This window comes from Candidatus Leptofilum sp. (assembly GCF_965223285.1).
Taxonomy (GTDB): domain Bacteria; phylum Chloroflexota; class Anaerolineae; order Promineifilales; family Promineifilaceae; genus Leptofilum.
This window is the reverse complement of record NZ_OZ244997.1, coordinates 1,370,551-1,391,612: the sequence shown is the minus strand read 5'-3', so window position 1 is coordinate 1,391,612 and position 21,062 is coordinate 1,370,551. Positions and strand designations below refer to the sequence as shown.

22 protein-coding genes are annotated in these 21,062 nt (G+C 52.2%); 13 read left to right on the top strand and 9 right to left on the bottom strand.

Features of this window, described 5'->3' with window-relative positions:
- Nucleotides 1-55: 55 nt before the first annotated feature.
- A complete protein-coding gene (locus tag ACOQPU_RS06505) occupies nucleotides 56-745 on the bottom strand; it encodes a response regulator transcription factor (protein ID WP_420644314.1) in 690 nt (229 codons plus the stop codon).
- 164 nt (nucleotides 746-909) lie between these two features.
- Here ACOQPU_RS06505 and nrfD point away from each other — a divergent pair, with 164 nt between their 5' ends.
- From nrfD to ACOQPU_RS06485, 4 genes are all read left to right on the top strand, one after another.
- Nucleotides 910-2,601 (top strand): NrfD/PsrC family molybdoenzyme membrane anchor subunit, encoded by a 1,692-nt coding sequence (gene nrfD / locus ACOQPU_RS06500; RefSeq protein WP_420644313.1) that lies wholly within the window; start codon nucleotides 910-912, stop codon nucleotides 2,599-2,601.
- A gap of 84 nt (nucleotides 2,602-2,685) precedes the next feature.
- Nucleotides 2,686-2,997, top strand: a complete 312-nt coding sequence (locus tag ACOQPU_RS06495; RefSeq protein ID WP_420644312.1) for a type II toxin-antitoxin system Phd/YefM family antitoxin — start codon at nucleotides 2,686-2,688, stop codon at nucleotides 2,995-2,997.
- Complete coding sequence (locus tag ACOQPU_RS06490; protein ID WP_420644311.1) at nucleotides 2,994-3,455, top strand: hypothetical protein; 462 nt, start codon at nucleotides 2,994-2,996, stop codon at nucleotides 3,453-3,455. The genes ACOQPU_RS06495 and ACOQPU_RS06490 overlap by 4 nt, the downstream gene beginning before the upstream one ends.
- Before the next feature lie 46 nt (nucleotides 3,456-3,501).
- The gene (locus ACOQPU_RS06485) at nucleotides 3,502-3,942 is read left to right on the top strand and encodes a hypothetical protein (RefSeq protein WP_420644310.1); all 441 of its coding nucleotides are present in this window, start codon (nucleotides 3,502-3,504) and stop codon (nucleotides 3,940-3,942) included.
- 83 nt (nucleotides 3,943-4,025) lie between these two features.
- Here the strand turns inward: ACOQPU_RS06485 and ACOQPU_RS06480 are convergent, their stop codons facing one another.
- Together ACOQPU_RS06480 and ACOQPU_RS06475 are read right to left on the bottom strand one after the other, a co-directional pair.
- Entirely contained in the window at nucleotides 4,026-4,436 is a 411-nt protein-coding gene (locus ACOQPU_RS06480) for a type II toxin-antitoxin system VapC family toxin (RefSeq protein WP_420644309.1), read from the bottom strand.
- Nucleotides 4,433-4,717, bottom strand: coding sequence for a hypothetical protein (locus ACOQPU_RS06475; protein ID WP_420644308.1), 285 nt, complete (start codon nucleotides 4,715-4,717; stop codon nucleotides 4,433-4,435). Before ACOQPU_RS06475 ends, ACOQPU_RS06480 begins: the two co-directional genes overlap by 4 nt.
- A 193-nt stretch (nucleotides 4,718-4,910) precedes the next feature.
- Here ACOQPU_RS06475 and ACOQPU_RS06470 point away from each other — a divergent pair, with 193 nt between their 5' ends.
- From ACOQPU_RS06470 to ACOQPU_RS06445, 6 genes are all read left to right on the top strand, one after another.
- A complete protein-coding gene (locus ACOQPU_RS06470; RefSeq protein WP_420645814.1) occupies nucleotides 4,911-7,799 on the top strand; it encodes a molybdopterin-dependent oxidoreductase in 2,889 nt (962 codons plus the stop codon).
- A 95-nt stretch (nucleotides 7,800-7,894) separates the two neighbouring features.
- Nucleotides 7,895-8,455 (top strand): MBL fold metallo-hydrolase, encoded by a 561-nt coding sequence (locus tag ACOQPU_RS06465; RefSeq protein ID WP_420644307.1) that lies wholly within the window; start codon nucleotides 7,895-7,897, stop codon nucleotides 8,453-8,455.
- A gap of 99 nt (nucleotides 8,456-8,554) precedes the next feature.
- Nucleotides 8,555-9,322 (top strand): rhodanese-like domain-containing protein, encoded by a 768-nt coding sequence (locus ACOQPU_RS06460; RefSeq protein WP_420644306.1) that lies wholly within the window; start codon nucleotides 8,555-8,557, stop codon nucleotides 9,320-9,322.
- A gap of 99 nt (nucleotides 9,323-9,421) precedes the next feature.
- The gene (locus ACOQPU_RS06455; protein WP_420644305.1) at nucleotides 9,422-9,913 is read left to right on the top strand and encodes a YeeE/YedE family protein; all 492 of its coding nucleotides are present in this window, start codon (nucleotides 9,422-9,424) and stop codon (nucleotides 9,911-9,913) included.
- 9 nt (nucleotides 9,914-9,922) lie between these two features.
- Nucleotides 9,923-10,384 (top strand): DUF6691 family protein, encoded by a 462-nt coding sequence (locus ACOQPU_RS06450; protein WP_420644304.1) that lies wholly within the window; start codon nucleotides 9,923-9,925, stop codon nucleotides 10,382-10,384.
- A complete protein-coding gene (locus tag ACOQPU_RS06445; protein WP_420644303.1) occupies nucleotides 10,311-11,318 on the top strand; it encodes a TorD/DmsD family molecular chaperone in 1,008 nt (335 codons plus the stop codon). Before ACOQPU_RS06450 ends, ACOQPU_RS06445 begins: the two co-directional genes overlap by 74 nt.
- Here the strand turns inward: ACOQPU_RS06445 and ACOQPU_RS06440 are convergent.
- The 3 genes from ACOQPU_RS06440 to ACOQPU_RS06430 all read right to left on the bottom strand — a co-directional run bounded on the left by ACOQPU_RS06440 (nucleotide 11,312) and on the right by ACOQPU_RS06430 (nucleotide 14,534).
- Complete coding sequence (locus ACOQPU_RS06440) at nucleotides 11,312-13,792, bottom strand: PQQ-dependent sugar dehydrogenase (protein WP_420644302.1); 2,481 nt, start codon at nucleotides 13,790-13,792, stop codon at nucleotides 11,312-11,314. The genes ACOQPU_RS06445 and ACOQPU_RS06440 overlap by 7 nt on opposite strands.
- Nucleotides 13,793-13,891: 99 nt before the next feature.
- The gene (locus ACOQPU_RS06435; RefSeq protein WP_420644301.1) at nucleotides 13,892-14,311 is read right to left on the bottom strand and encodes a hypothetical protein; all 420 of its coding nucleotides are present in this window, start codon (nucleotides 14,309-14,311) and stop codon (nucleotides 13,892-13,894) included.
- A 1-nt stretch (nucleotide 14,312) separates the two neighbouring features.
- The gene (locus ACOQPU_RS06430) at nucleotides 14,313-14,534 is read right to left on the bottom strand and encodes a helix-turn-helix transcriptional regulator (RefSeq protein WP_420645813.1); all 222 of its coding nucleotides are present in this window, start codon (nucleotides 14,532-14,534) and stop codon (nucleotides 14,313-14,315) included.
- A gap of 126 nt (nucleotides 14,535-14,660) precedes the next feature.
- Here ACOQPU_RS06430 and ACOQPU_RS06425 point away from each other — a divergent pair, with 126 nt between their 5' ends.
- The 3 genes from ACOQPU_RS06425 to ACOQPU_RS06415 are packed head-to-tail and all read left to right on the top strand — an operon-like array spanning nucleotide 14,661 to nucleotide 17,489.
- Nucleotides 14,661-15,032 carry a hypothetical protein gene (locus ACOQPU_RS06425; RefSeq protein WP_420644300.1) on the top strand — a complete coding sequence of 124 codons (372 nt, stop codon included), beginning with the start codon at nucleotides 14,661-14,663 and terminating at the stop codon, nucleotides 15,030-15,032.
- Nucleotides 15,033-15,087: 55 nt separating this feature from the next.
- The gene (gene thrC / locus ACOQPU_RS06420) at nucleotides 15,088-16,425 is read left to right on the top strand and encodes a threonine synthase (RefSeq protein ID WP_420644299.1); all 1,338 of its coding nucleotides are present in this window, start codon (nucleotides 15,088-15,090) and stop codon (nucleotides 16,423-16,425) included.
- Nucleotides 16,422-17,489 carry an LLM class flavin-dependent oxidoreductase gene (locus tag ACOQPU_RS06415; RefSeq protein WP_420644298.1) on the top strand — a complete coding sequence of 356 codons (1,068 nt, stop codon included), beginning with the start codon at nucleotides 16,422-16,424 and terminating at the stop codon, nucleotides 17,487-17,489. The genes thrC and ACOQPU_RS06415 overlap by 4 nt, the downstream gene beginning before the upstream one ends.
- On the opposite strand, the gene ACOQPU_RS06410 is transcribed toward ACOQPU_RS06415, so the two are convergent.
- Genes ACOQPU_RS06410 through ACOQPU_RS06400 form a run of 3 tightly spaced genes read right to left on the bottom strand, consistent with a single transcriptional unit; the run spans nucleotide 17,490 to nucleotide 21,023 of the window.
- Entirely contained in the window at nucleotides 17,490-18,365 is an 876-nt protein-coding gene (locus ACOQPU_RS06410; protein WP_420644297.1) for an ABC transporter permease, read from the bottom strand.
- A complete protein-coding gene (locus ACOQPU_RS06405; protein WP_420644296.1) occupies nucleotides 18,337-19,479 on the bottom strand; it encodes an ABC transporter permease in 1,143 nt (380 codons plus the stop codon). Before ACOQPU_RS06405 ends, ACOQPU_RS06410 begins: the two co-directional genes overlap by 29 nt.
- On the bottom strand, nucleotides 19,476-21,023 hold the full coding sequence (locus tag ACOQPU_RS06400) for an ABC transporter ATP-binding protein (protein ID WP_420644295.1): 1,548 nt from the start codon (nucleotides 21,021-21,023) through the stop codon (nucleotides 19,476-19,478). Before ACOQPU_RS06400 ends, ACOQPU_RS06405 begins: the two co-directional genes overlap by 4 nt.
- Between the last annotated feature and the right edge of the window lie 39 nt (nucleotides 21,024-21,062).

Here is a 21,062-nt window from a genome sequence, read left to right as displayed (position 1 = left end):
GTTAGAGATGAGAGACTGGAGATTATCAAATCTCTAATCTCTGGTCTCCAATCTCCTACTTCCTCTGATCTACAAACTTATACCCAATCCCCCGCACCGTTTCGATGAGCAACTGACCAGTGGCGTCTTGCAGCTTGCGGCGCACCTGGCCCACATACACGTCCACCACGCGGTCATTGCCGTAATAGTCGCTGCCCCAAACCAAAGAAAGGAGCTGATCGCGGGTAAGCACGCGGCCTGCGTGTTTGGCCAGTGCCAGCAGCACCTGAAACTCGGTGGCGGTAAGTTCCAGCAATTGCCCGGCGGCCATAGCCTCGTGGCTATCTGGGTTGATAGTGAGATGTTGGAAGGCGTAATGTGTGGTAGAAACGGCCGTTTCCCTGCGACGCCTCAGCACAGCCTCTACCCGGGCTACCAATTCACGCGGGCTAAACGGCTTGGTTAAAAAATCATCGGCCCCAATGCGCAAACCAGCCACCCGGTCTGCCTCTTCGCCCCTGGCCGACAGCATGAGAATGTAAACACCAGACGCCTCACGCAGCCGTGCCGCCACCTCCATGCCGTCCATACCCGGCAGGTTCAAATCCAGCACCACCAAATCAGGCTGAATTAATCGTGCTTGGGCCAGAGCTTTACGGCCGTCATCCACGATCGTCACGGTAAAACCCGCGCTTTCCAAATAAGTGCGGACAATGGTTTGAATGCTCAGTTCATCCTCAACAACAAGGATATGTGGTGATTTCATGGGCTTTAGCGTAGACAGCTTTGTAAAGATTTTGTAATAATGGCGCAAGGGTTCAGTAAAAACAAATTGGTCAGGTTGTCTTTCAGACCCGACCCTCGCATAATTGGCCAAACAGAATCATCTGCCACTCATTTGCCTTTTACAAAGACACACCTAGCGATATTATGACAGAAATTTCTCCTCTCACCAGTCAAGCAGCCGCCAAAAATTACGGATTTATCATCGACAATCGCAAATGTATCGGCTGCCACGCCTGCTCCACCGCCTGCAAAAGTGAAAACGAAGTACCCTTAGGCGTTTACCGCACCTGGGTCAAATATGTGGAGACTGGCGCATACCCGGACACACGCCGCCATTTTCAGGTAACGCGCTGCAACCACTGCGCCAACCCGCCTTGCGCCCGCATCTGCCCTACCCAGGCGATGTACCAACGCGCCGACGGCATTGTCGAATTCGACAGCAGCGTCTGCATTGGCTGCAAAGCATGTATGCAAGCCTGCCCCTACGATGCCATCTACATCGATCCAGAGGACGGAACGGCCGCAAAATGCCACTACTGCGCCCATCGCACTGACATCGGCCTAGAGCCGGCCTGCGTGGTCGTCTGCCCGGAACACGCCATCATTGCCGGGGACATGAACGACCCGCAAAGTGAAATTGCCCAACTGCTGGCAACGCAAGATGTAACAGTTCGCAAACCCGAGCAAGGCACAGCCCCCAAGCTGTTCTACATCGAGGGCAACGATGTCGTCATGCACCCCACGGCCACCGAGCGCACCCCAGAAACCTTCATGTGGGCAGACGTAATTCCACTTCACGAAACCAGCCCAAAAAGCAAACAACCTCCTACGCAATACGCGCTACGCAATACGCACCACAGCAATGGCACGCTAATTCGCACGCCGGGAACACAGGGGCAGCCGTGGGCCGGGCCGATTCAGATTGGCAACGGCCGTGTCGCAGACCACATGGTTCAGGTTGGCTACAATGCCCAGCACAAAATCCCGTGGCATTGGCCCGTGCCCGCCTATCTGGTTACTAAAGGCATTGGCGCGGGCATCTTCATGGTCCTGGCGCTGGGCTGGGGGCTGGACTGGTTTAGCTTTGATCCGGTCGTGGCCGTGGGCGCGGGCTTCCTCTCGCTACTGTTTGTAGCCATCACCACCGGCCTGCTCGTTTACGACCTGGAAAAACCGGAGCGGTTTTTGTACATCTTGCTGCGACCGCAGTGGAAAAGCTGGCTGGCGCGCGGCGCAGTGCTGCTCATTGGCTTCACGGTGATTGGTGGTCTGTGGTGGTTATACGAACTTGGCGGTTTACTCTTTGACTATGACGTTCCTACTTTACGTGCCGTCTACCTTTGGGTGGGGTTGCCTTTTGCCATTGGCGTGGCCGTTTACACCGCTTTTCTTTTTGCCCAGGCCGAAGGACGCGATTTGTGGCAAAGCCCGCTGCTGCCCTTCCATCTGGTGGTACAAGCGATGATGATGGGCTCCGGCATGATGCTGCTGCTCGATTTGTTCATGGATTTGCCCCGCGACATGCCCGAAGTGAGTGTGATCATTTTCGTAGCTGCCCTCGTTGTGGATTTGTTCGTCACCCTGGTGGGCGAATTTTCCATCCCGCACGCCAGTGAAGTGGCGGCCAAGGCGGCGCACGAAATTAGTCACGGCCGTTACAAAAACCATTTCTGGCTGGGCAGCATTGGGCTGGGGCATCTGTTGCCGCTGCTGCTGGTTTGGTTGTTTGCGGATGTGGTGGTTGTGGGGGCGATTGCGGCCGTTTTTGCCGCAGCGGGTCTCTACCTATACGAATACGCCTTTGTCATGGCTCCGCAGGAAATACCAAATAGCTAATAGATAGATTGACATGCACAGCTAAATTCAATAAAATTATCTAAAATAGATAAGTTAGGTAATTTAGAGAACAGCGAGGAAGCTATGACCGTGCAAGTTAAATCAAGTGAAGCGCAACAAAATTTCGGCCGTATTATGGACAAGGCACTCATTGAAGGCGACGTTGTTATCGAGCGGTATGGCGAACCGCGCGTGGCTATCATTGGCTATAAACGATACGAAAAGCTCTTGGAGGCTGAACGTTCGCTGGCAGGTTTACACATCACCTACCCGGACGCAAGTTCAGAAGCCAGGCAAAAAGGGCTGGTTTTAGCTGAAAAGGTGCGTGAAGAATATAAAACCGCGCCGGATGAGACGCTAGAAGAAGGGATGCGTTCCTTACGAGGACGCTCATGATTGTAATTGATACGGATGTGCTGTGGCTGGCCTTTGCCTTTCACAAGGATAAGCGACAGGCAACTAACTCGATTTTCTTGGAGCAAGTTCAAGCAGATCAACCAGCCACGACCATCTACAATGTTCTCGAATTGCTGGGAAAGATGTCCTTTAACCTGTCCCCAGACCGACTAGATGAGTGGCGTTCCTGGTTAATTGATGCTTACCAACTGCTCATCATCTGGCCAACGAATCCATCGCTTACGACGGCTGCACCTACCTTTCGAGAAGAGATATTTGAACGGCCGTATCAAAAAATGCGCACCGTACAAATGCCATTTATGGATTCTCTAATTCTTAATTTGGCTGAACGAACGCCCAATGCAACCCGGTTCGTCACCTGGAATGCACGGCATTTTCAGGGAAAATCAACGCTACAAGTTCTTACACCTGAAGAGTACATCCAGACAAAAGCATAAAACTGCTTCGTCATGTCATCACAGGAGATTCAAAATAGCCAACGCGATGCATATCTCGGAAGAATTAGCACAAAAAAACTTAAAGTCCTGGGATTACCTTACCGAATTTTATGACAGGCTTTTAGCCTCTGCTGGTTGGGATTACGTAAAGCCTTTGGTTCGATTAGTCGAACAATTGAAGCAGAGTGAATATGCAAAGTATTTTCGAGCAGGACAATCTCTTTGGCATTTGATGATTTCAACTGCTTCTCAGCACGGATTAACCGAAAGTGATTTATACATTTACATCACAATTAAAGTAGAAAAAACGATTAAGAACGATAAGCCAGTTTATTTCACTAGAGGCATTGAGGTGAGCTATAAACAAGATATTCATGCAATCGAGACAATAACTTGTGACGAACCAGAATTGATGACCACTATCGAACCGCTTTTGAAAAGATTATGGAATGATACGCGAGGCAGCACTGGAAATTATTATGAGTGAAAAACAAGGTCTTCTAAACTTTCTCAGCAACATGCTCAAGGTCGGAGCACCGCCGGAACGGAAACGGCCGAATCCAACTTGCCTCAGGGGAGAATTTCAAAAGCGGGGATGTGAGACGGCCGTATCATGCGAAAATCACGCTGGTCAACGGTAAGGATGCGAGAAATGTTGAGTCGTTCAGCCATCGCCGTAATGGCACAATCTACAAAATCAAGCCTGCTGTCGGCATATTTTTCCATGAGATCAGCAATACGAGAGAAATCAGCCTCAACAGGATATATCAATTTGGGCCTTCCCAACAACGCAAAGCGAACAAACGTAATGAATTTTTCGTATCCCACATTGCGAATGGCCATGTACGCTAATTCTGGCAAAACCGGTGTGGGTATCAAGGGTTCTTGCTCATTCTCCATCACTTGTAAACAGCGTTTATGGGCCACTTCATTAGTGGATAGGAGCGCCAGAATAAAGCCTGTATCTAGCAAAGCGCTCATTTGGATTCTTCATCTAGTGGCGGTTTGTGTGTCCAGCCAGAACGTTTATCAATTTCGGCGGCCAAGATTTCTTCAACTCGCTCAGAAGCTGTGGGATCGCTGGAGTTACCGATACCAATCCAGGGAAAACGCTCATGCACCGGCAGCTTTTCGCCAGCAGGTTTGGGGCGAATTAAAACATCGCCATTTTGGACTTCAAGCTCAAATTCGCGGGCATTTTGCAAATAGTCCAGCGGAATTAACACACCATCATCAGTTATCTTGATTTGTAAATCGTCCATTTGTGCACCTTTATCTACTAAAAAGTGAAGTGACACCATTATGAGTGAAAATCGTTCAGTAATCAACTTTCTCAGCAACATGCTCAAGGTCGGTGCGCCGCCGGAACGGGAACGGCCGTTACCCACGCAACCTACCAACGTCGCCGGACAAGCCCTACCGGAATTTAACGAAGCGCCCCCGTCCGACGTACACATGCTGACCGTGAAACAGCCAGACGGCCGTCTCAGCCAATACCCTCCACCCGAATATTGGGACAACTGGGTTGAGTACGACGGCAAGGCGTGGCCGCAAAAAATCGCTCGCCGCTACATGCTCGTACCCACCGTCTGCTTCAACTGCGAAAGCGCCTGCGGCCTTCTGGCTTACGTGGACAAAACCACGCTGGAAATCAAGAAATTCGAGGGCAATCCCAAACATCCCGGCAGCCGCGGCCGCAACTGCGCCAAAGGCCCGGCAACCCACAACCAAATTTACGATCCCGAACGCATCCTCTACCCGCTCAAGCGCGTCGGCGCACGCGGCGAAGGCAAGTGGAAGCGGATAAGCTGGGATGAAGCGGTCAGTGAAATTTCGGGCAAGATGCGCGAGAGCCGCCTGAAGCGGAAAGACGGCATCATGTACCACGTTGGCCGTCCCGGCGAGGACCATTACACCAACCGCGCCATTCAAGCCTGGGGTGTAGACGGCCACAACAGCCACACCAACATCTGCTCCAGCGGGGCACGGCTGGGCTACTACCTCTGGGGCGCATTTGACCGGCCCAGCCCCGACCACGCCAACGCCCGCGTCATCCTGCTCATCTCCAGCCACCTGGAAACGGGCCACTACTTCAACCCCCACGCCCAGCGCATCATCGAGGGCAAGATGGATGGGGCCAAGCTCATCACCTTCGACCCGCGCCTGAGCAACACCGCCAGCCTCAGCGACGTCTGGCTGACCACCTGGCCCGGCAGCGAACAAACCGTCCTGCTGGCCATCGCCAACCACCTCATCCAAAACGACCTGTATGACAAAGATTTTGTGCGGCGGTGGGTGAATTGGCAGGAGACGCTGGAAGCGGTAGCCAGTAATCAGTTAGCAGTAAACAGTAATCAGTTAGCAGACGCAATACGCAATACGCAATACGAAAAACGCAATTTCGATCTGTTCGATCGCCTACTAAAAGACCTCTACGCCGAATTCACCTTTGAACGCGCCGCCGAGGAGTCTCAGGTGCCGATTGAGCGGATTGTGGAGACGGCGCGGCTGGTGGGGAATTGTGACGGCCGTCTCGCCACCCACACCTGGCGCAGCGCATCCATTGGGAACCTGGGCGGCTGGCAAGTGGCACGCTGCCTCTTCTTTTTGAACGTACTCACGGGCAGCGTCGGCACGCCCGGCGGCGTGAATGCCAACAGCTGGAGCAAATTTGTGCCTAAGCCATTCAGCAGCCCGCCCGCTGGCGACACCTGGAACGAGCTTCATTTGCCTCACGAATGGCCCTTTGCCCATTACGAAATGAGCTTCCTCCTGCCCCACTTTTTGCAAGAAGGGCGCGGCGACATTGACGTTTACTTCACCCGCGTCTACAACCCGATGTGGATCAATCCCGATGGCTTCATGTGGCTCAAATCGCTGCGCGACGAGGAGCAAATCAAGTGCCACGTCGCCCTCACCCCCACCTGGAATGAATCCGCCTGGTTCGCCGATTACGTCCTGCCGATGGGGCACTCCGCCGAGCGGCACGACCTCATGAGCCAGGAAACCCATTCTGGCCAATGGATCGCCTTCCGCCAGCCCGTGCGCCGCGTAGCGATGGAAAAATTGGGCCAAAAGGTGAAGTACACCTGGGAAGCCAATCCCGGCGAAGTGTGGGAAGAAAATGAGCTTTGGGTCGAACTTTCTGTGAATATGGACCCGGACGGCAGCCTGGGCATTCGCCAATATTTTGAAAGCCCCTACCGCCCCGGCGAAATCATCACTCAGGATGAGTACCACCAGTGGATTTTTGAAAACAGCGTACCCGGCCTGCCAGAAACGGCCGCTGCCGAAAACCTCACCCCGCTGGCATATATGAAAAAATATGGTGTTTTTGAGGTGAAATCTCACAATTACGTCCCTTACGAAAAAGAATTGGAGACTGGAGACCAGAGATTGGAGACTGGTTCACAATTCACAATTCACAATTCACAATTCACAATTGATGAAAAAAGCCGCATCCACCAAGATGGCAAAATCATCGGCGTGATTGTGGATGACAAAGCCAAAGTCGGCGTAGTAACCCCCAGCCGCAAGCTGGAATTTTTCAGCCCAACGATGCACAACTGGGGCTGGCCGGAGCGTGAGTACACCATCCCCTGGCCGCTCAAAAGCCACGTCCATCCCGACAACATTGACCGCAGCCAAGGTGAAATGCTGCTGCTGCCCAACTTTCGCCTGCCCACGCTCATCCACACTCGCAGCGCCAACGCCAAATGGCTCTACGAAATCAGCCACAAAAATCCCGTCTGGATGCACCCCAGCGATGCCCAACGCCTCGGCGTAAAAACGGGCGACCTCATCCGTGTGGAAACCGAGACTGGCTACTTTGTAGACAAGGTGTGGGTGACGGAAGGCATCAAGCCGGGGGTGATTGCCATGAGCCATCACCTGGGTCGCTGGCGATTGCAAGAAGACGTGGGCGTTAATCCTGGCATGTCGGCACTGGCGCGGCTGGAAGAAAACGGCGCGGAACACAAGCTGAACATTCTTAAGCAAGGGTCGTCGTGGCAAACGTTTGACCCGGACACCGAGCGCATTTGGTGGAAGGATGTGGGCGTGCATCAAAATTTGACCCACGCGGTGCATCCCGACCCGCTCAGTGGGGCGCACTGCTGGCTGCAAAAGGCGATCAATGTGCAAAAAGCGAAGCCGCACGACAAGCACGGTGACGTCTGGGTGGACACAACCAAATCGATGCAGGTGTACGAAGAATGGAAGGCACTGACCCGCTCGGCAATGGACACCAGCCCGGATGGCACGAGACGGCCGTATTGGCTGAAACGTCCACTCAAACCGATCAAAGAAGCGTACAAATTACCAGAAGAACCCTTTGGCAGATAAACATTTACCAAATCATTACAATGTCCTTACCCACTATTTTTATCCCATGAGTATACTGACCCTTATTTTTAAGGCAGTGCAAGGAAGCGTAACAGATGTGGTTTGAAACCTTAATCCGAGAAGAAACAGGCTGTGCCGCTTACATGCTCGGCTGCCAGCAAACCGGCGAATGCGCCGTTTTTGATCCCCTTTGGGACATCCAGCCCTACCTGGATATGGCTAAGAAGAAAGGCTCCAAAATTCGGTACGTCATTGATTCGCACAGCCACGCCGACCACATATCGGGGGCGACCTGGCTGGCAGTGGCGACTGGCGCGGAGCTAATTTTGCCTGAGCTGGCCGACATCACCTACGAAGCCACGCGCGTGAAGCATGGCGACATGATTCGCATGGGGGGCGTGGGGATGGAAATTGTCCATGTGCCTGGCCACCGCCCGGAACAAATCAACCTGCTTGTGTACGATTTTCCACGCGGCGACGAGCCGTGGTTCATTCTCACGGCCGATTTTGTGATGGTTGGGGACGTCGCCCGGCCCGATCTGGCTCAGGCTGGCGATGAAGGTGCCCCGGTCCTGTTTGATGTTTCGATCCCCCGCTTTTTGAATTTGCCCGATCACGTTGAGGTCTATCCCGGTCATCTGGCTGGCTCTACCTGAGGCCGCGTCACGAGTGGCAAGGTTGCCACGACGGTTGGATACGAAAGACGCTACAACGATTCGCTAAAGTTCAAAGACAAAGAAAAATTTGTCCGCTACATGCAGGATGATCAGCCGCTGAAACCGGCCAATATTCTCAACATCGTAGCAACAAACCAGGGCAAACTCCCGCTTACCAAGCAAATTCCTAAGGCTAAACCGCTGACGGCCGTTCAGGTTGCCGAGTTAATGGAAAAAGGGCATGTGGTGGTAGACGGCCGTACCTCGGGACAGTTTGGCGCGGGGCATATTCCTGGAGCCATTAACGTCCAGCTAGAGAGCAGCGAATTTGAGCAGCGCGTTGGCTGGATGACGCCGGACGATGCGCCCCTGATTTTGTTGATGAACAGCGACGAGGAAGCGCAGGAAGCGATTTACAAGATGGCTTTCATTGCCTTGGATGGCCGTGTGGATGGTTTTCTGGCTGGCGGCATCGAGGCCTGGATGGAAGCAGGTCAGCATATTGAAACGGTTCCACAAATGGACGTTCACACGCTGCACCACAAGCTGTCGGTCAACGGACTGCAAGTGCTGGACGTGCGTGATAGCGAAGAGTGGGACGAAGGCCACATCGAGAAAGCCCATTTTCTGCCATACACGCGCTTGGTGCCCCAGCTTACCAGTCCGGCTCAGCTAGACACGCTGCCACTGACCAAAGAGCAAGCAGTGGCCATCACCTGCGCCACTGGCAAACGCTCCAGCACCGCTATTAGCATCATGAAGCGCGAAGGCTTCAAGCATCTCTACAACGTCACCGGCGGCATGGAAGCGTGGGAACATGCAGGCTTCCCTATGCTTGATGCCGAAGGCAAAGTTTGCAACGTTTAAAAAATGGAAGTGGAGACTGGTTCAATCTTTGAGATTGAACCAGTCTGTTTTTATAACAACTCGTTTACTGTTTTACCCCGAAAAACAAGGAGAAAGAGGATGTTAGCCTGGCTTTTGGAACCCTGGCCCTGGTATGTTTCTGGGCCGCTTATTGGTCTTGCAGTTCCCATTTTGTTGTTATTAACCGGTAAAAATCTTGGCATCTCGAGCAGCTTACGACATATCGGCGCGGCCTGTAGGCCCAATAGCAAGCTGCCTTACCTGAGCAAGAATTACAGCTGGCGCGAGCATACTGGCACCCTCATTTTTGTGCTGGGCGTTCTGATTGGCGGCTTTGTGGGGAACTATCTTCTCTCCGCCGAACCGGGCAATTTCATTCCAGCATTTTATGCGTCCCCGCTGGGCGTGGTGGGGCTGTTTGCCGGCGGCATTTTGATTGGCTTTGGCACGCGGTATGCGGGAGGCTGCACCTCCGGCCACACAATTATGGGCATTTCGGCACTCAATCTGAGTAGCCTTGTGGCCACCGTGTTCTTCTTTGTCGGTGGATTGCTTTCTACCTGGTTTATTCTACCGCTTTTTATACCCTAGGAGGCCATTGTGACATTCAAAAACAGGTTCATGACGCTGCTCGTTGGCATTTATTTCGGCATTGTTCTCATTAAATCGCAGGTGATTTCCTGGTTTCAGATTAATGATATGTTTTTGTTCAAAGACCCATATATGTACCTGGTCATCTGCTCGGCGATTGCCGTTGGCTCCGTCTCTGTTTTCCTGATTCGCCGCTTTGAAGCGCGGACAATTGAGGGGGCAGACATTACGATTAAGCGACGGCCGTTTCACCCTGGCAATGTCATTGGCGGCACGCTTTTTGGCATGGGCTGGGCGATTACTGGTGCTTGTCCCGGCCCCATCTATGCGCACATTGGTGCGGGCAACTTCATCATGCTCATTACTTTTTTTGGCGCACTCACAGGAATGTATCTTTATGCCTTCTTCCAAACCCGGCTCCCGCACACAGAGTGGGTCCGGCTTAAACCAGGCCCAACGGGCGCGAGCTAGAAGCTTCAGCTACCGCCTATTTAGCCAATTATTTTTGGAGGGAATTACGGCCGTTTCTCTACCCTACGTGCAGCAAATCCCAGAATTAACGGCCGTCCGGCCCCACCCGTTCAACGCCGACGCCGCCGCAGCCAGCCACCACAAACTGTTTCAGTTCAATATTTTTCCCTTTGAGAGCTACTTTTTGGGTGCGGATGGGCTGGTAGGCGGCGAAAGTACGGCCGTTGTCAATCAACTTTATTTTCAACTGGGCTACCAAACGGCCGTCGACAACAACCAGGCAGACCATCTGGGTCAGGAGCTCGCCTGCCTCGCTTTTTTAGTGGCGCAAGAGGCCGAAGCGTGGGAGTCTGATCATGAACCGGCCATCAGCGACTGGCAAACAAGGCAACAATTTTTTCTGCAAAGGCATCTGCTGCGCTGGGTGCCTGCGTGTTTGCTGGCCATACAGTGCCAGGCCAATTCCTTCTTTGCCGAGTTGGCCCAGGTAACGCTTACGCTTTTACTCACCCATGCAGACGACCTAGATGCCAGCACCGCCACCGTTCACCCATTTTTACCACCTACGCAAGATATCCTCGCTAATGAAAAAACGGGCTTCAAAGAGATCGCCCGCCATCTGCTGCTGCCTGCCTTGAGCGGCATCACTCTCAGCCGAGACAACATTGGGGAGCTGGGCCGTCACTTTGACCTACCGCGCGGTTTTGGCAGCCGGGAAACGATGCTGCTGAATTTGTTGCGAATGGCCGTACAGTACGACGCCCTGCCCCAACTGCTAGCCAATCTACAAGACAGTTGCGCAGATTGGGTACAAAACTACCAGCAACTTCAGGCAGCCTACCCCCAAACCATACCGTTCATCGCACCTTGGCAACAGCGCGCCGAAGCCACCGGCAGACTCCTCGTGCAAATGACCGCCTCCACCAATCATTGATCGACGATAAGCGGTAGAAATACGGCCGTACCCAAAGGCTGTGCGCCTGCATAATAATTTTGGCTAATTTCCCCTGGTGCCAGCACACGGCAAAAGATAGCCACCAGTTGGTACTCACCCAGCCAGGGACGATCTTCGGTCGCTTCATTAGCCAGCAACAAATTGTATGACTCGTCCCAACCCATCAGATCGCCGCCAACTGTGCTCGTTGTTTGCAAAAGGCCATCGACGTAGATGCTCGCCGCACCGTTGGGGCTGCGCGTATATACCACATGGGTCAGGCTGGTTTTAGCCGTGGCGTCCGGCGCAGTAACGGACGGCGTGCCGTTGTCATTGGTTGTAGAGGTGCGCAGTCGCACATCAAATTGGTCAGCCTCCTGCCCCAAGGTAAAGTTCCGGTTTAACGTATCAGCTGAAAAAGAAACAATGCGCGCTGGCCCACTCTGGCTGATGTTGTCAGGAGTTATCCATGTTTCGATAGTGATGGCATTGCTGGTGGTGCAAGCATCGTAAATTTTTGTATCCTGTCCTGTGATCGAGCTAGCACTATTCACAATCAGGCCACCGTCCTGAATCCAGGTGACATTGCTGCCAGTCTCAATTTCCAGGTTCAACGGCTCCCCGCTTTCAGCCCTGTCGAAAATGGTTGAGCCAGAGCCCGCCTCGAAGGTGTAGTAAACAGTGATGCCACTCATGATGCGCGGCGGCGGAACGGCCGTAATCGTGACGGTATCGACGGCCGTATCAAACCCATCGCTCAATTCCAGTTCGAAAACATACACCCCGGCCACAACAGGGGTAAAAAAGGCAATCTCTTCCGTTGCATCCACAATCGCCGCTGCTGGCCCAGCAAGCTGCGTCCACTGCTCATCGGTCAGAAAATCATCGTCACCATCTGGATCGTAAGAACCGCTGCCATCCAACGTTACAACCTGGCCAACAATCACGCTGCGGTCGTCACCTGCATCGGCAACGGGTGGCACATTATCTGGCTGATCGCCAAAGGTGTATATCGCCGAGACGGTGCTGCTGGGGTTCAAGCCCGCCAAAAACGCCCTGGCTTTCACAATCGTATCTTCACTAATCGTGATGGGTGCGGTGTACAGCGTAGATAACTGGGTAGGCTCCGAATTATCCGTTGTGTAATAAATCTCAGCACCTGGGGTGATTGTACTCATTGTCACCGACACAGAATTTGCATAATTGCCCCCGTCAGGCAGCAATGCTGGCGTGGCAACCGTCTGTTGATCTGTGTAGCGCACCATGTGGATGGCCCCGCTGCTGGTTGTGTACGTTGTTAGCATGTAATACAAATTGCCGTCTGGCCCAATGCGTGTGGCAACTGGTTTTACGTAAATACCATTGGCTCCAGCGACGCCAATATTTGTTTCAAAAGCAAAAACAGAATCGCCCTGATCCGACTGCACATAGCTGATCTGACCCACATTGCTGCTGTTGCTGCCCCACAAAGCCACAAAGTAGCTCCCCCAATATTGGGCGGGGAATGGCCCGCCGCTGGTTGGATACCACGCGCCACCCGTGATCAGTTCGCCCCCGGCATTGGCCCCGTTTGCCCAGGGTGAACGATCCTCGCCAATACCAGACCCTTCATGTAAATAATTTACGCCCGCTTCAACAATGTAAATCTGATCCTTCTTGTCTCCGCGTGCATCGTTAATGTAAAGTACGCCCGTATCGGGGTGGCGCGACATGGTGTAAGGGTTGCGCAATCCCAGGGCATAGATGGCCCGATAATCACCCGTCGTCGAATCATAAAATGGATTATCCGTTGGAATAGTGCCATCGGAACTTATGCGGAAAACTTTGCCCGTAAACGTTTCCAGCGATTGCACAGGATCGCCCGGATTGTCGCCTTCCCAACCATCCCCGGTGGTGATGTACAGCATATTGTCATTGCCAAATTCGACGGCCCCGCCATTGTGGCTGCCGCTGGAGATTGTGTCGTTAAACGGCATCTCTAGCAGCAGCTCTTCCCCATTTACCCCAAAAGTTAAATCCGCCACATCAGGGTTTGCCTCACTCGCTTTGAGCCGCACGACCCGGTTGTGCAGCAGTTCATCTTTCATGTAAAAAGCATAAACAAGGCCATTTTCAGCAAAGTTGGGGTCAAACGCGATGTCGCGCAGCCCAGCAGAGCGATGCGCTTCCGGGTTCTCCTCGTCGTCTTTGGGTATGTCGAATGTGTAAAAAGGTTGTGGATTGAGTTCCCATTCTTGGCTGGCGGCGTTGAATTTTGCAACGAGCAATCGACCCGTAATCCGCTCACTGATAAACATACGGCCGTCCGGCGAAAAAGCAAACCCATCTGGATCAACTAAATCACCAATAACCTGTACATTCTCAAAATTGTCTGGTAAATCAAAGGCATCTGTTTGCTCGGCTACATACAGTTGCGAAATCAACAACGTGAACAACAGTAAGGGGATCAAGATCGGCTTCTGTCGAAAAACCATTACTTTTGCTTTCCTTGCTCATGCAGTTCGGCGAATTCAACAATACACCTTAAACGAATTTCTACTGGACTGCATGAGTTTTTCATGAATGGCATCCCTCTAGTCGAGAATCTCCCGCTCAATCCGCCGCTTACCCAGCGCGGCAACGAGCCAATAGCCACCGACAATGATAGCCGGCCCTAAAATGGCGGGCAGCACATTCGTCGTCCATTCAGACAAGTCAGGCAGACCCAGCCACAGGCTCAACACCACGAACAAAAAGATCGTCATGCCCACGTAAGCCAAAGCTGCCTGCTTCACCGTTGGCACGGGCATAATGCCGCCTAAAAATGAGCGAAGCACAAAGTAGCCCACAATCGACCCCAGCAAGACCCATTGAATATCTCGCAGTTCAGAATCAGGTTGATCGAAAACGTACAGGCGAACCAACAAAATGATCCCCAAGGCGGTTTGGGTCAAGCCGAGCATGATCATCGCGCTTTGCCCTGCAACCTGCTGTGAACGTTCATCAAAATTCATTTTAATCCTCCTCGAACCCGGCGATCCAAAACAGGTCATCCAGACGCTTGCCCAACACGTTCGCCAGCATGAGGCACAGTTTGATCGTCGGATTATATTTGTCACTTTCAATAAGCCCAATCGTCTGTCGGGTGACGCGCACCTGATCCGCCAGCTCTTGCTGGGTCAAGTCTGCTTCAATTCGGGCCAATCGCACCTTATTGCCAATCTGAATATCACGCATGGCAGCATTGTAAAATATATATTGCAAAATGTCAATTATATTTTGCATCTTGGGCAAATATGCGAAGTTTTTATGGTAAAATACGCTCGCAATTTGTAATCAATCTTGCCAGTGAGGTAGAGACTGATGGGTTCAAACAGTTGTAATGTTCAATTAATTCTATTGATCTTAGGATTTGTAGTTTCTCTTGTACCTGCTATTCAATTTACCCGGTATGCTTGGAGAGAGCGAAAAGAAAAATTAGACTCAAATACATTGTTACTCCTAGGTGTAATGGGCTGGGCAACTTTTACGCTTTCATGTTCATTAATGGCCTTTGGCTTCTACGGATGGGATCCACAACAATGCGCACCATCAGAACTTGCCCACCCAATTACAATTGTTTTTTGCCCGGGAATCATTGCATTTTTTATAACAATTTTAATGATGTCTAGTATTAAGAGGGAAGGAATTTACCGCGAGGCCAAAGAAGCAATGGAAAAAGAGAATAGTTCATGAAACCAATACTCAACTTCTCTGGAGCAATCTCATCAAACCAAGTAAAATCCTCTCCATGAATTTCAAAGCGACCTTCCACTGTTTCCGGGGCTGCCCCGGCAGCTATTCCATTTACGATGTCATCTACACCTGCCCCACCTGTGGCGGTCTGCTAGAAGTCCACCACGACCTGGAACCCTTGCGCCAGCGCACCGCCGAGCAATGGCAAACCTTGCTCGACCAACGTGCGGGCGGCACCCAGTGGCCCTACGGCAGCGGCGTCTGGGCTATGAAAGAGTGGGTCATCCCCGATTTGGACAACGACAACGTCGTGAGCATGTTTGAGGGCAACTCTAACCTGTTCTGGGCGGAGCGGCTGGGGCAGCAAATTGGCCTGTCGGACCTGTGGATCAAGCTGTGCGGCAACAGCCACACCGGCAGCTTCAAAGATTTGGGCATGACCGTCCTGGTCAGCGTGGTGAAGCAGATGATGACCCTGCCCAACAATCCGGTAAAGGCCGTGGCCTGCGCCAGCACTGGGGACACAAGCGCGGCTTTGGCAGCTTACGCGGCGGCAGCGAGTATCCCGTCCATCGTCTTTTTGCCACAGAACAAGGTGAGTGCCGCCCAGCTCATCCAGCCCATCGCCAACGGCGCGCACGTTTTGGCACTGGACACCGATTTCGACGGCTGTATGCAAATTGTCAAGGAGCTGACGAAGGACAACAGCATTTACCTGGCCAACTCAATGAACAGTTTGCGCATCGAGGGGCAAAAAACGGTTGGAATCGAAATCGTGCGCCAGTTTAATTGGGAAGTGCCGGACTGGATCATCCTGCCAGTGGGCAATTTGGGCAACATCAGCGCCACCTACAAAGGGCTCAAGCTGCTGCTCGATTTGGGCATCATCGACAAGACACCTCGACTCGTGGCGGCGCAGGCAGCCAAAGCCAATCCGTTTTTCCAAAGCTACCTCAATGGCTTCCAAGACAAGGTTGCTCAACAAGCCCAGGATACCCAGGCATCGGCCATTCGCATTGGTGACCCGGTGAGCTATGAGAAAGCGGTGCAGGCGATCCAGGCCACCAACGGCATTGTGGCGCAGGCGTCGGAGCATGAGTTGGCGAATGCGGCCGCTTTGGCTGATCGCACTGGCATGTATACCTGTCCGCATACGGCCGTTGCCCTCGCCGCCCTCTTCAAATTAGTAGATAAAGGGGTCATCCACAAAGATGATCGCACCGTCGTTATTAGCACCGCCCACGGCCTCAAATTCACCCAATTCAAAGTGCAATACCACGAAGGCACTCTACCCGAAGCCGAAAGCCAATACGCCAACCCGCCCGTCAATCTTCCGGCAGATGTAGAATTGGTGAAAGAGACAATCGCCCGCCGCCTGGAACAAACCTCATGAGTGAAAAGCAACCTTTTGAAATTGGACTCTATTCCTTTGCAGAACTGACGCCAGACCCCACAACGGGTGAACTCATCACCTCTGCGCAGCGACTAGAAGAGCTAATTGAAACCATCGAGCTGGCCGATCAAGTTGGATTAGATGTCTTTGGACTAGGAGAACACCATCGGCCCGATTTTGTCTCCTCAGCTCCGGCCGTCATTTTGGCTGCCGCTGCCGCCCGCACCAAGCGCATCCGCCTTAGCAGTGCCGTTTCCGTGCTGAGCTCTGATGATCCAGTGCGGGTGTTTCAGCAGTTTGCTACGCTAGATTTGCTGTCAAACGGCCGTGCCGAAATCATGGCCGGGCGCGGCTCATTCATCGAATCGTTTCCCCTCTTTGGCTACGATTTACGTGATTACCATACGCTCTTTGCCGAAAAATTGGAACTTCTGCTAAAAATCCGGGAGGACGTTGAGGTAAATTGGTCGGGCAAGCATCGCCCTGCGCTAACTGGGCAAGGCGTTTATCCGCGTCCGGTTCAAGACCCGCTGCCTGTTTGGGTGGCCGTTGGCGGCACGCCAGAATCCGTTGTGCGAACCGCCACACTTGGCTTGCCACTCGCCCTGGCTATCATCGGTGGCTACCCGGAACAGTTTGAGCCAATGGTGACTTTGTACAATCGCGCGGTCGCCCAGGCAGGTCATGATCGCGCAAAATTAGCCGTTAGCATCAACTCCCACGGCTTCATTACCGACGATGCCCAGGAAGCCCACGATATTGCCTTTCCGCCTTTTGTCCAGGTGATGAACAAAATCGGCCGTGAGCGCGGCTGGCCGCCAATGAGCCGTCAGCAGTTCGATGCTTCTTGCACCTTACGCGGTGCAAATTTTGTCGGTAGTCCAGATGAGATAATCGAGAAAATTCTGTTTCAGCACGACCTATTCAACCACGACCGCTTTTTGCTACAAATGAGCGTCGGCACCATGCCCCATGACAAGATGATGCACGCCATTGAACTGTTAGGCACCAAAGTTGCACCCGTAGTTCGTGAAGAAATCGGCCGTCGGCAAGCTGCACAATAATTATTCCTTCAAATATGGCTGCCCCAATGCCTCAGGCCTGGCTGCTCCCCATCGGGTTCTAAATCGCTTGGTAGACATGAACAGCAGCACAATGACCGTAATGCCAAAAGGCACCATCCGCCAGATATAGCGAGATAAAACGCCTGGCAGCACCAGTTCCGGGCTAAGCGAAAGCTGCCACATCGTGCCAAACAGCAGCGAACCGCCCAGCAAAATCAACGGATTCCACATTGAGAAGAACACCAGTGCCAAGGCTATAAAGCCCCAACCAAGCAAAAAATTGTAGCTCCAAACGGGGTTGTAATCGAGCCCGTAAACTGCCCCGGCAAAGCCCATCAACATTCCCCCCACCGTCACGCACAAATAGCGGGTTTTGCTCACGCTAATGCCCGATACTTCGGCAACGGCTGGGTTTTCACCCACGGAACGAATCCTTAAACCCAAACTCGTTCGTGTTAAAACAAAATAGATGATTGCTGCCAAAATTATCCCAACGTAGAAAAAGGGAGATAATCCAAAGATGGTAGGAATCCGCTCCATGCCGAGTGGCCCGGTAAAGGGAGATCCCAAATAAGTGGTTAAGCCAAAGCCCAGTATCCAGATACCCATGCCACTTACAACCTGGTCACCGCCAAGCGTAATAGAGAAAAAGCCATGCAAGAATCCCAACAAGCCACCAATGGCAATGCCAATGGCAAAGCCCAGCAAATAGCTGCCTGTCATCTGCGCGGTGATAAAGCCCAGCGTGGCACCAAACAACATCACGCCCTCTACACCCACGTTCAAAATGCCAGAACGCTGTCCAAAAAGCTCGCCAAGCCCGGCAATTAAAAAGATTGTCGAGGCATCAAGACTTCGTACCCAAAACTCCCACATCGGCTTTCTCCCTGTTTGTATTTACGACCACAATTTTGTAACGGTAGAAAAATTGAAACGCAACCAGGGTAATCATCAGCACGCCTAGCAGCGCATAATCAACACCAAAGCTCATTCCCAAAGCACCCTGCACAAAACGGCCGCCTACCGACAAGCCACCAAACAAAAATGCCACCGGTACAGCACCCAACGGATTTCCCTGCGAAATAAGGCCGCAGATGATGCCGTAGAAGGCCATATCCCCAAAAAAGGCGTAATTCCGCGCAATTTTGTATACGCCAGGAACGGCCGCAAAGTAATGATACCCAGCCAGTCCGGCCAGCACGCCACCCATCACAAACACCAACACAGGCACCCGAAACCGACTAATGCCTGCGTAAGCGGCCGCATTTGGGTTCTGGCCATACGCTCTAATTTCAAACCCTAGCCGCATACGAGAGAAGAGATAGTACAAAAACAAGCCCGCAGCCAAAGCAAAAAAGATGGTAATCGGCACATCAAACAGCAGCGGCATGTGCAGTGCATCCGGCAGCTCAAAACTTTCGCCGCGCCCGCCAGCGTTCATAAAAATGCCACCATCCTTGATCATGAAAGAGACAAACCAGAATGCCATAAAATTGAGCATCATGGTAACGACAATTTCGTTGGTGTTGTATTTGCCCTTGAGATAGCCAGCAATCGCTCCAATCAAGGCGCCACCAACGGCCGCTCCTAGCACGGCAAGTGGCAACAAAAGAATGGCTGGCGGATGTGGCGTATTGAGCTGATTAACGTCAAAGGCATAAAACACACCGTAAGCCAACAAAGCCCCGATATACAGCTGCCCTGTCATGCCAATGTTCCACAACCCCGCTCGGAAAGGAATGATAAAGGCATAAGTGCAAAGCAGCAGAAAAACAAAGCGGTTCACCGTGAGGGGCAGGCCAAACTCATTAAAAAAAGCGTAAGAAAAAATGCGCTGGTAGGCGTCAATCGGGTTCAAACCTGCCAAAATAAAGATAAAACCAAACAAAAACAACGCAGCAACTATCGCCATGACCGCATTTAGCAACGCTTGCCACGGCCGTAATACTCTCCGTTTTTTCAGTTCTAACCGATAGCTACCAAGCCTCATGCTGCCCCTCCCGCCAATTCAATGCCTGCCATCATCGCGCCCACATCTTCGCGTTTCGCTTCTTCGGCGGGAATAATCCCCATGAATTGGCCTTCGTAAATTGGGGCAATCCAATCGCTCAACGAAAAAATCTCGTCCAAATCCTCAGATATGAGCAGAACGGCCGCATTTTTGAATTTGGCCTCATTCAGTTTGTTACGCACAAACTCGATGGCACCAATATCCAGTCCCTGCGTAGGCAATTCTGCAATCACCAGGCGAGGGTTACGCGAAAGTACCCGTGCCAATATGAGCTTCTGCAAATTTCCACCCGATAAATTCTTCGCTTTCACATCCGGGTTCGGCGTTTTGACCGCATATTCAGAAATAATCTCCTTCGTTAGCTGCCGGATTTTTTGATAATCCAAACTTCCTCGATGTTGAAACATCTCATCAAAGTAATAATTCATCGTTGTATTTTCAACCAACGAAAAATCGCCAATCGAACCTAAATAGTTTCGGTCGGCAGGAATGTAGCCCATGCCTAGCTTCCAACGGGCGTAGCTGGAAGCAGTGGTGATATTGTTGCCATCCAGCACAACATTGCCAGCTGCGGCAGAGCGCATGCCTGCCAGGCACTCCACCAGCTCCCGCTGACCGTTGCCAGAAACACCGGCTACCCCAAAAATCTCTCCTTCCCGAATGGAAAAGGAAGCGCCATTCAGAGCTTGCACGCCCTTGTCGCTCATTGCCTGTAGATTGTCTACTTGGAGAATGGTGCTGCCAGCTTCTGCCTTCTTTCGCTGAACGTTGAAGATAATTTCGCGGCCAACCAGCTCGGTTGCTAAACTTTTTTCTGTCGCGTGTTTAGTTTCAATGCAGGACACCATCTTGCCACGACGCAGAACGGTAATGCGGTGGCTAATACGCAGCACAATGGGCAATTTGTGAGTAATAAAGGGCACGATGGCCACGTTGTCCTGCGCCATTGCCTCGATGGAGGTAAGCAATTTTTCAGTTTCGAGTGGGGTTAGAGCGGCCGTTGGCTCATCCATAATCAGCAGTTCAGCCCCTCGATACAGTGCCTTCAAAATTTCGACAACCTGCTTCTCCCCTTCGGAAAGCTGCCACACCTTGGCTTTCACATCAATCGAGAACCCAAATTTCTCACACAGGTCGTGGATTTCCCGCTCAGTTCGCCTGAAATTGAGTATCCGCCCCGCCTTTGGATGACCCAGGACGATGTTCTCAACGACGGTGTGCGCCGGCACCAATTTGCGATGCTGATGCACCATGCCAATGCCACGCTCAATCGCATCCAGCGGCGAGTTGAATTTCACTTTCTCGCCCGCTAGATAAATCTCCCCTTCATCCGGTTGATATTGGCCGAACAGAATTTTCATCAGGGTCGATTTACCGGCTCCATTTTCACCTAAAATGGCGTGAATCTCGCCTGCCCTGATGGCAAAATCAATGTTGTCGTTGGCAATAACGCCGGGAAATCGCTTGGTAACTCCCCTGGCCTCTAAAACAATCTCGCCCGGTTTTATATCTCGAAGCAGCACGGCGACCCTTCTCTACTTATTGTTTGTCTTGTCGATAAA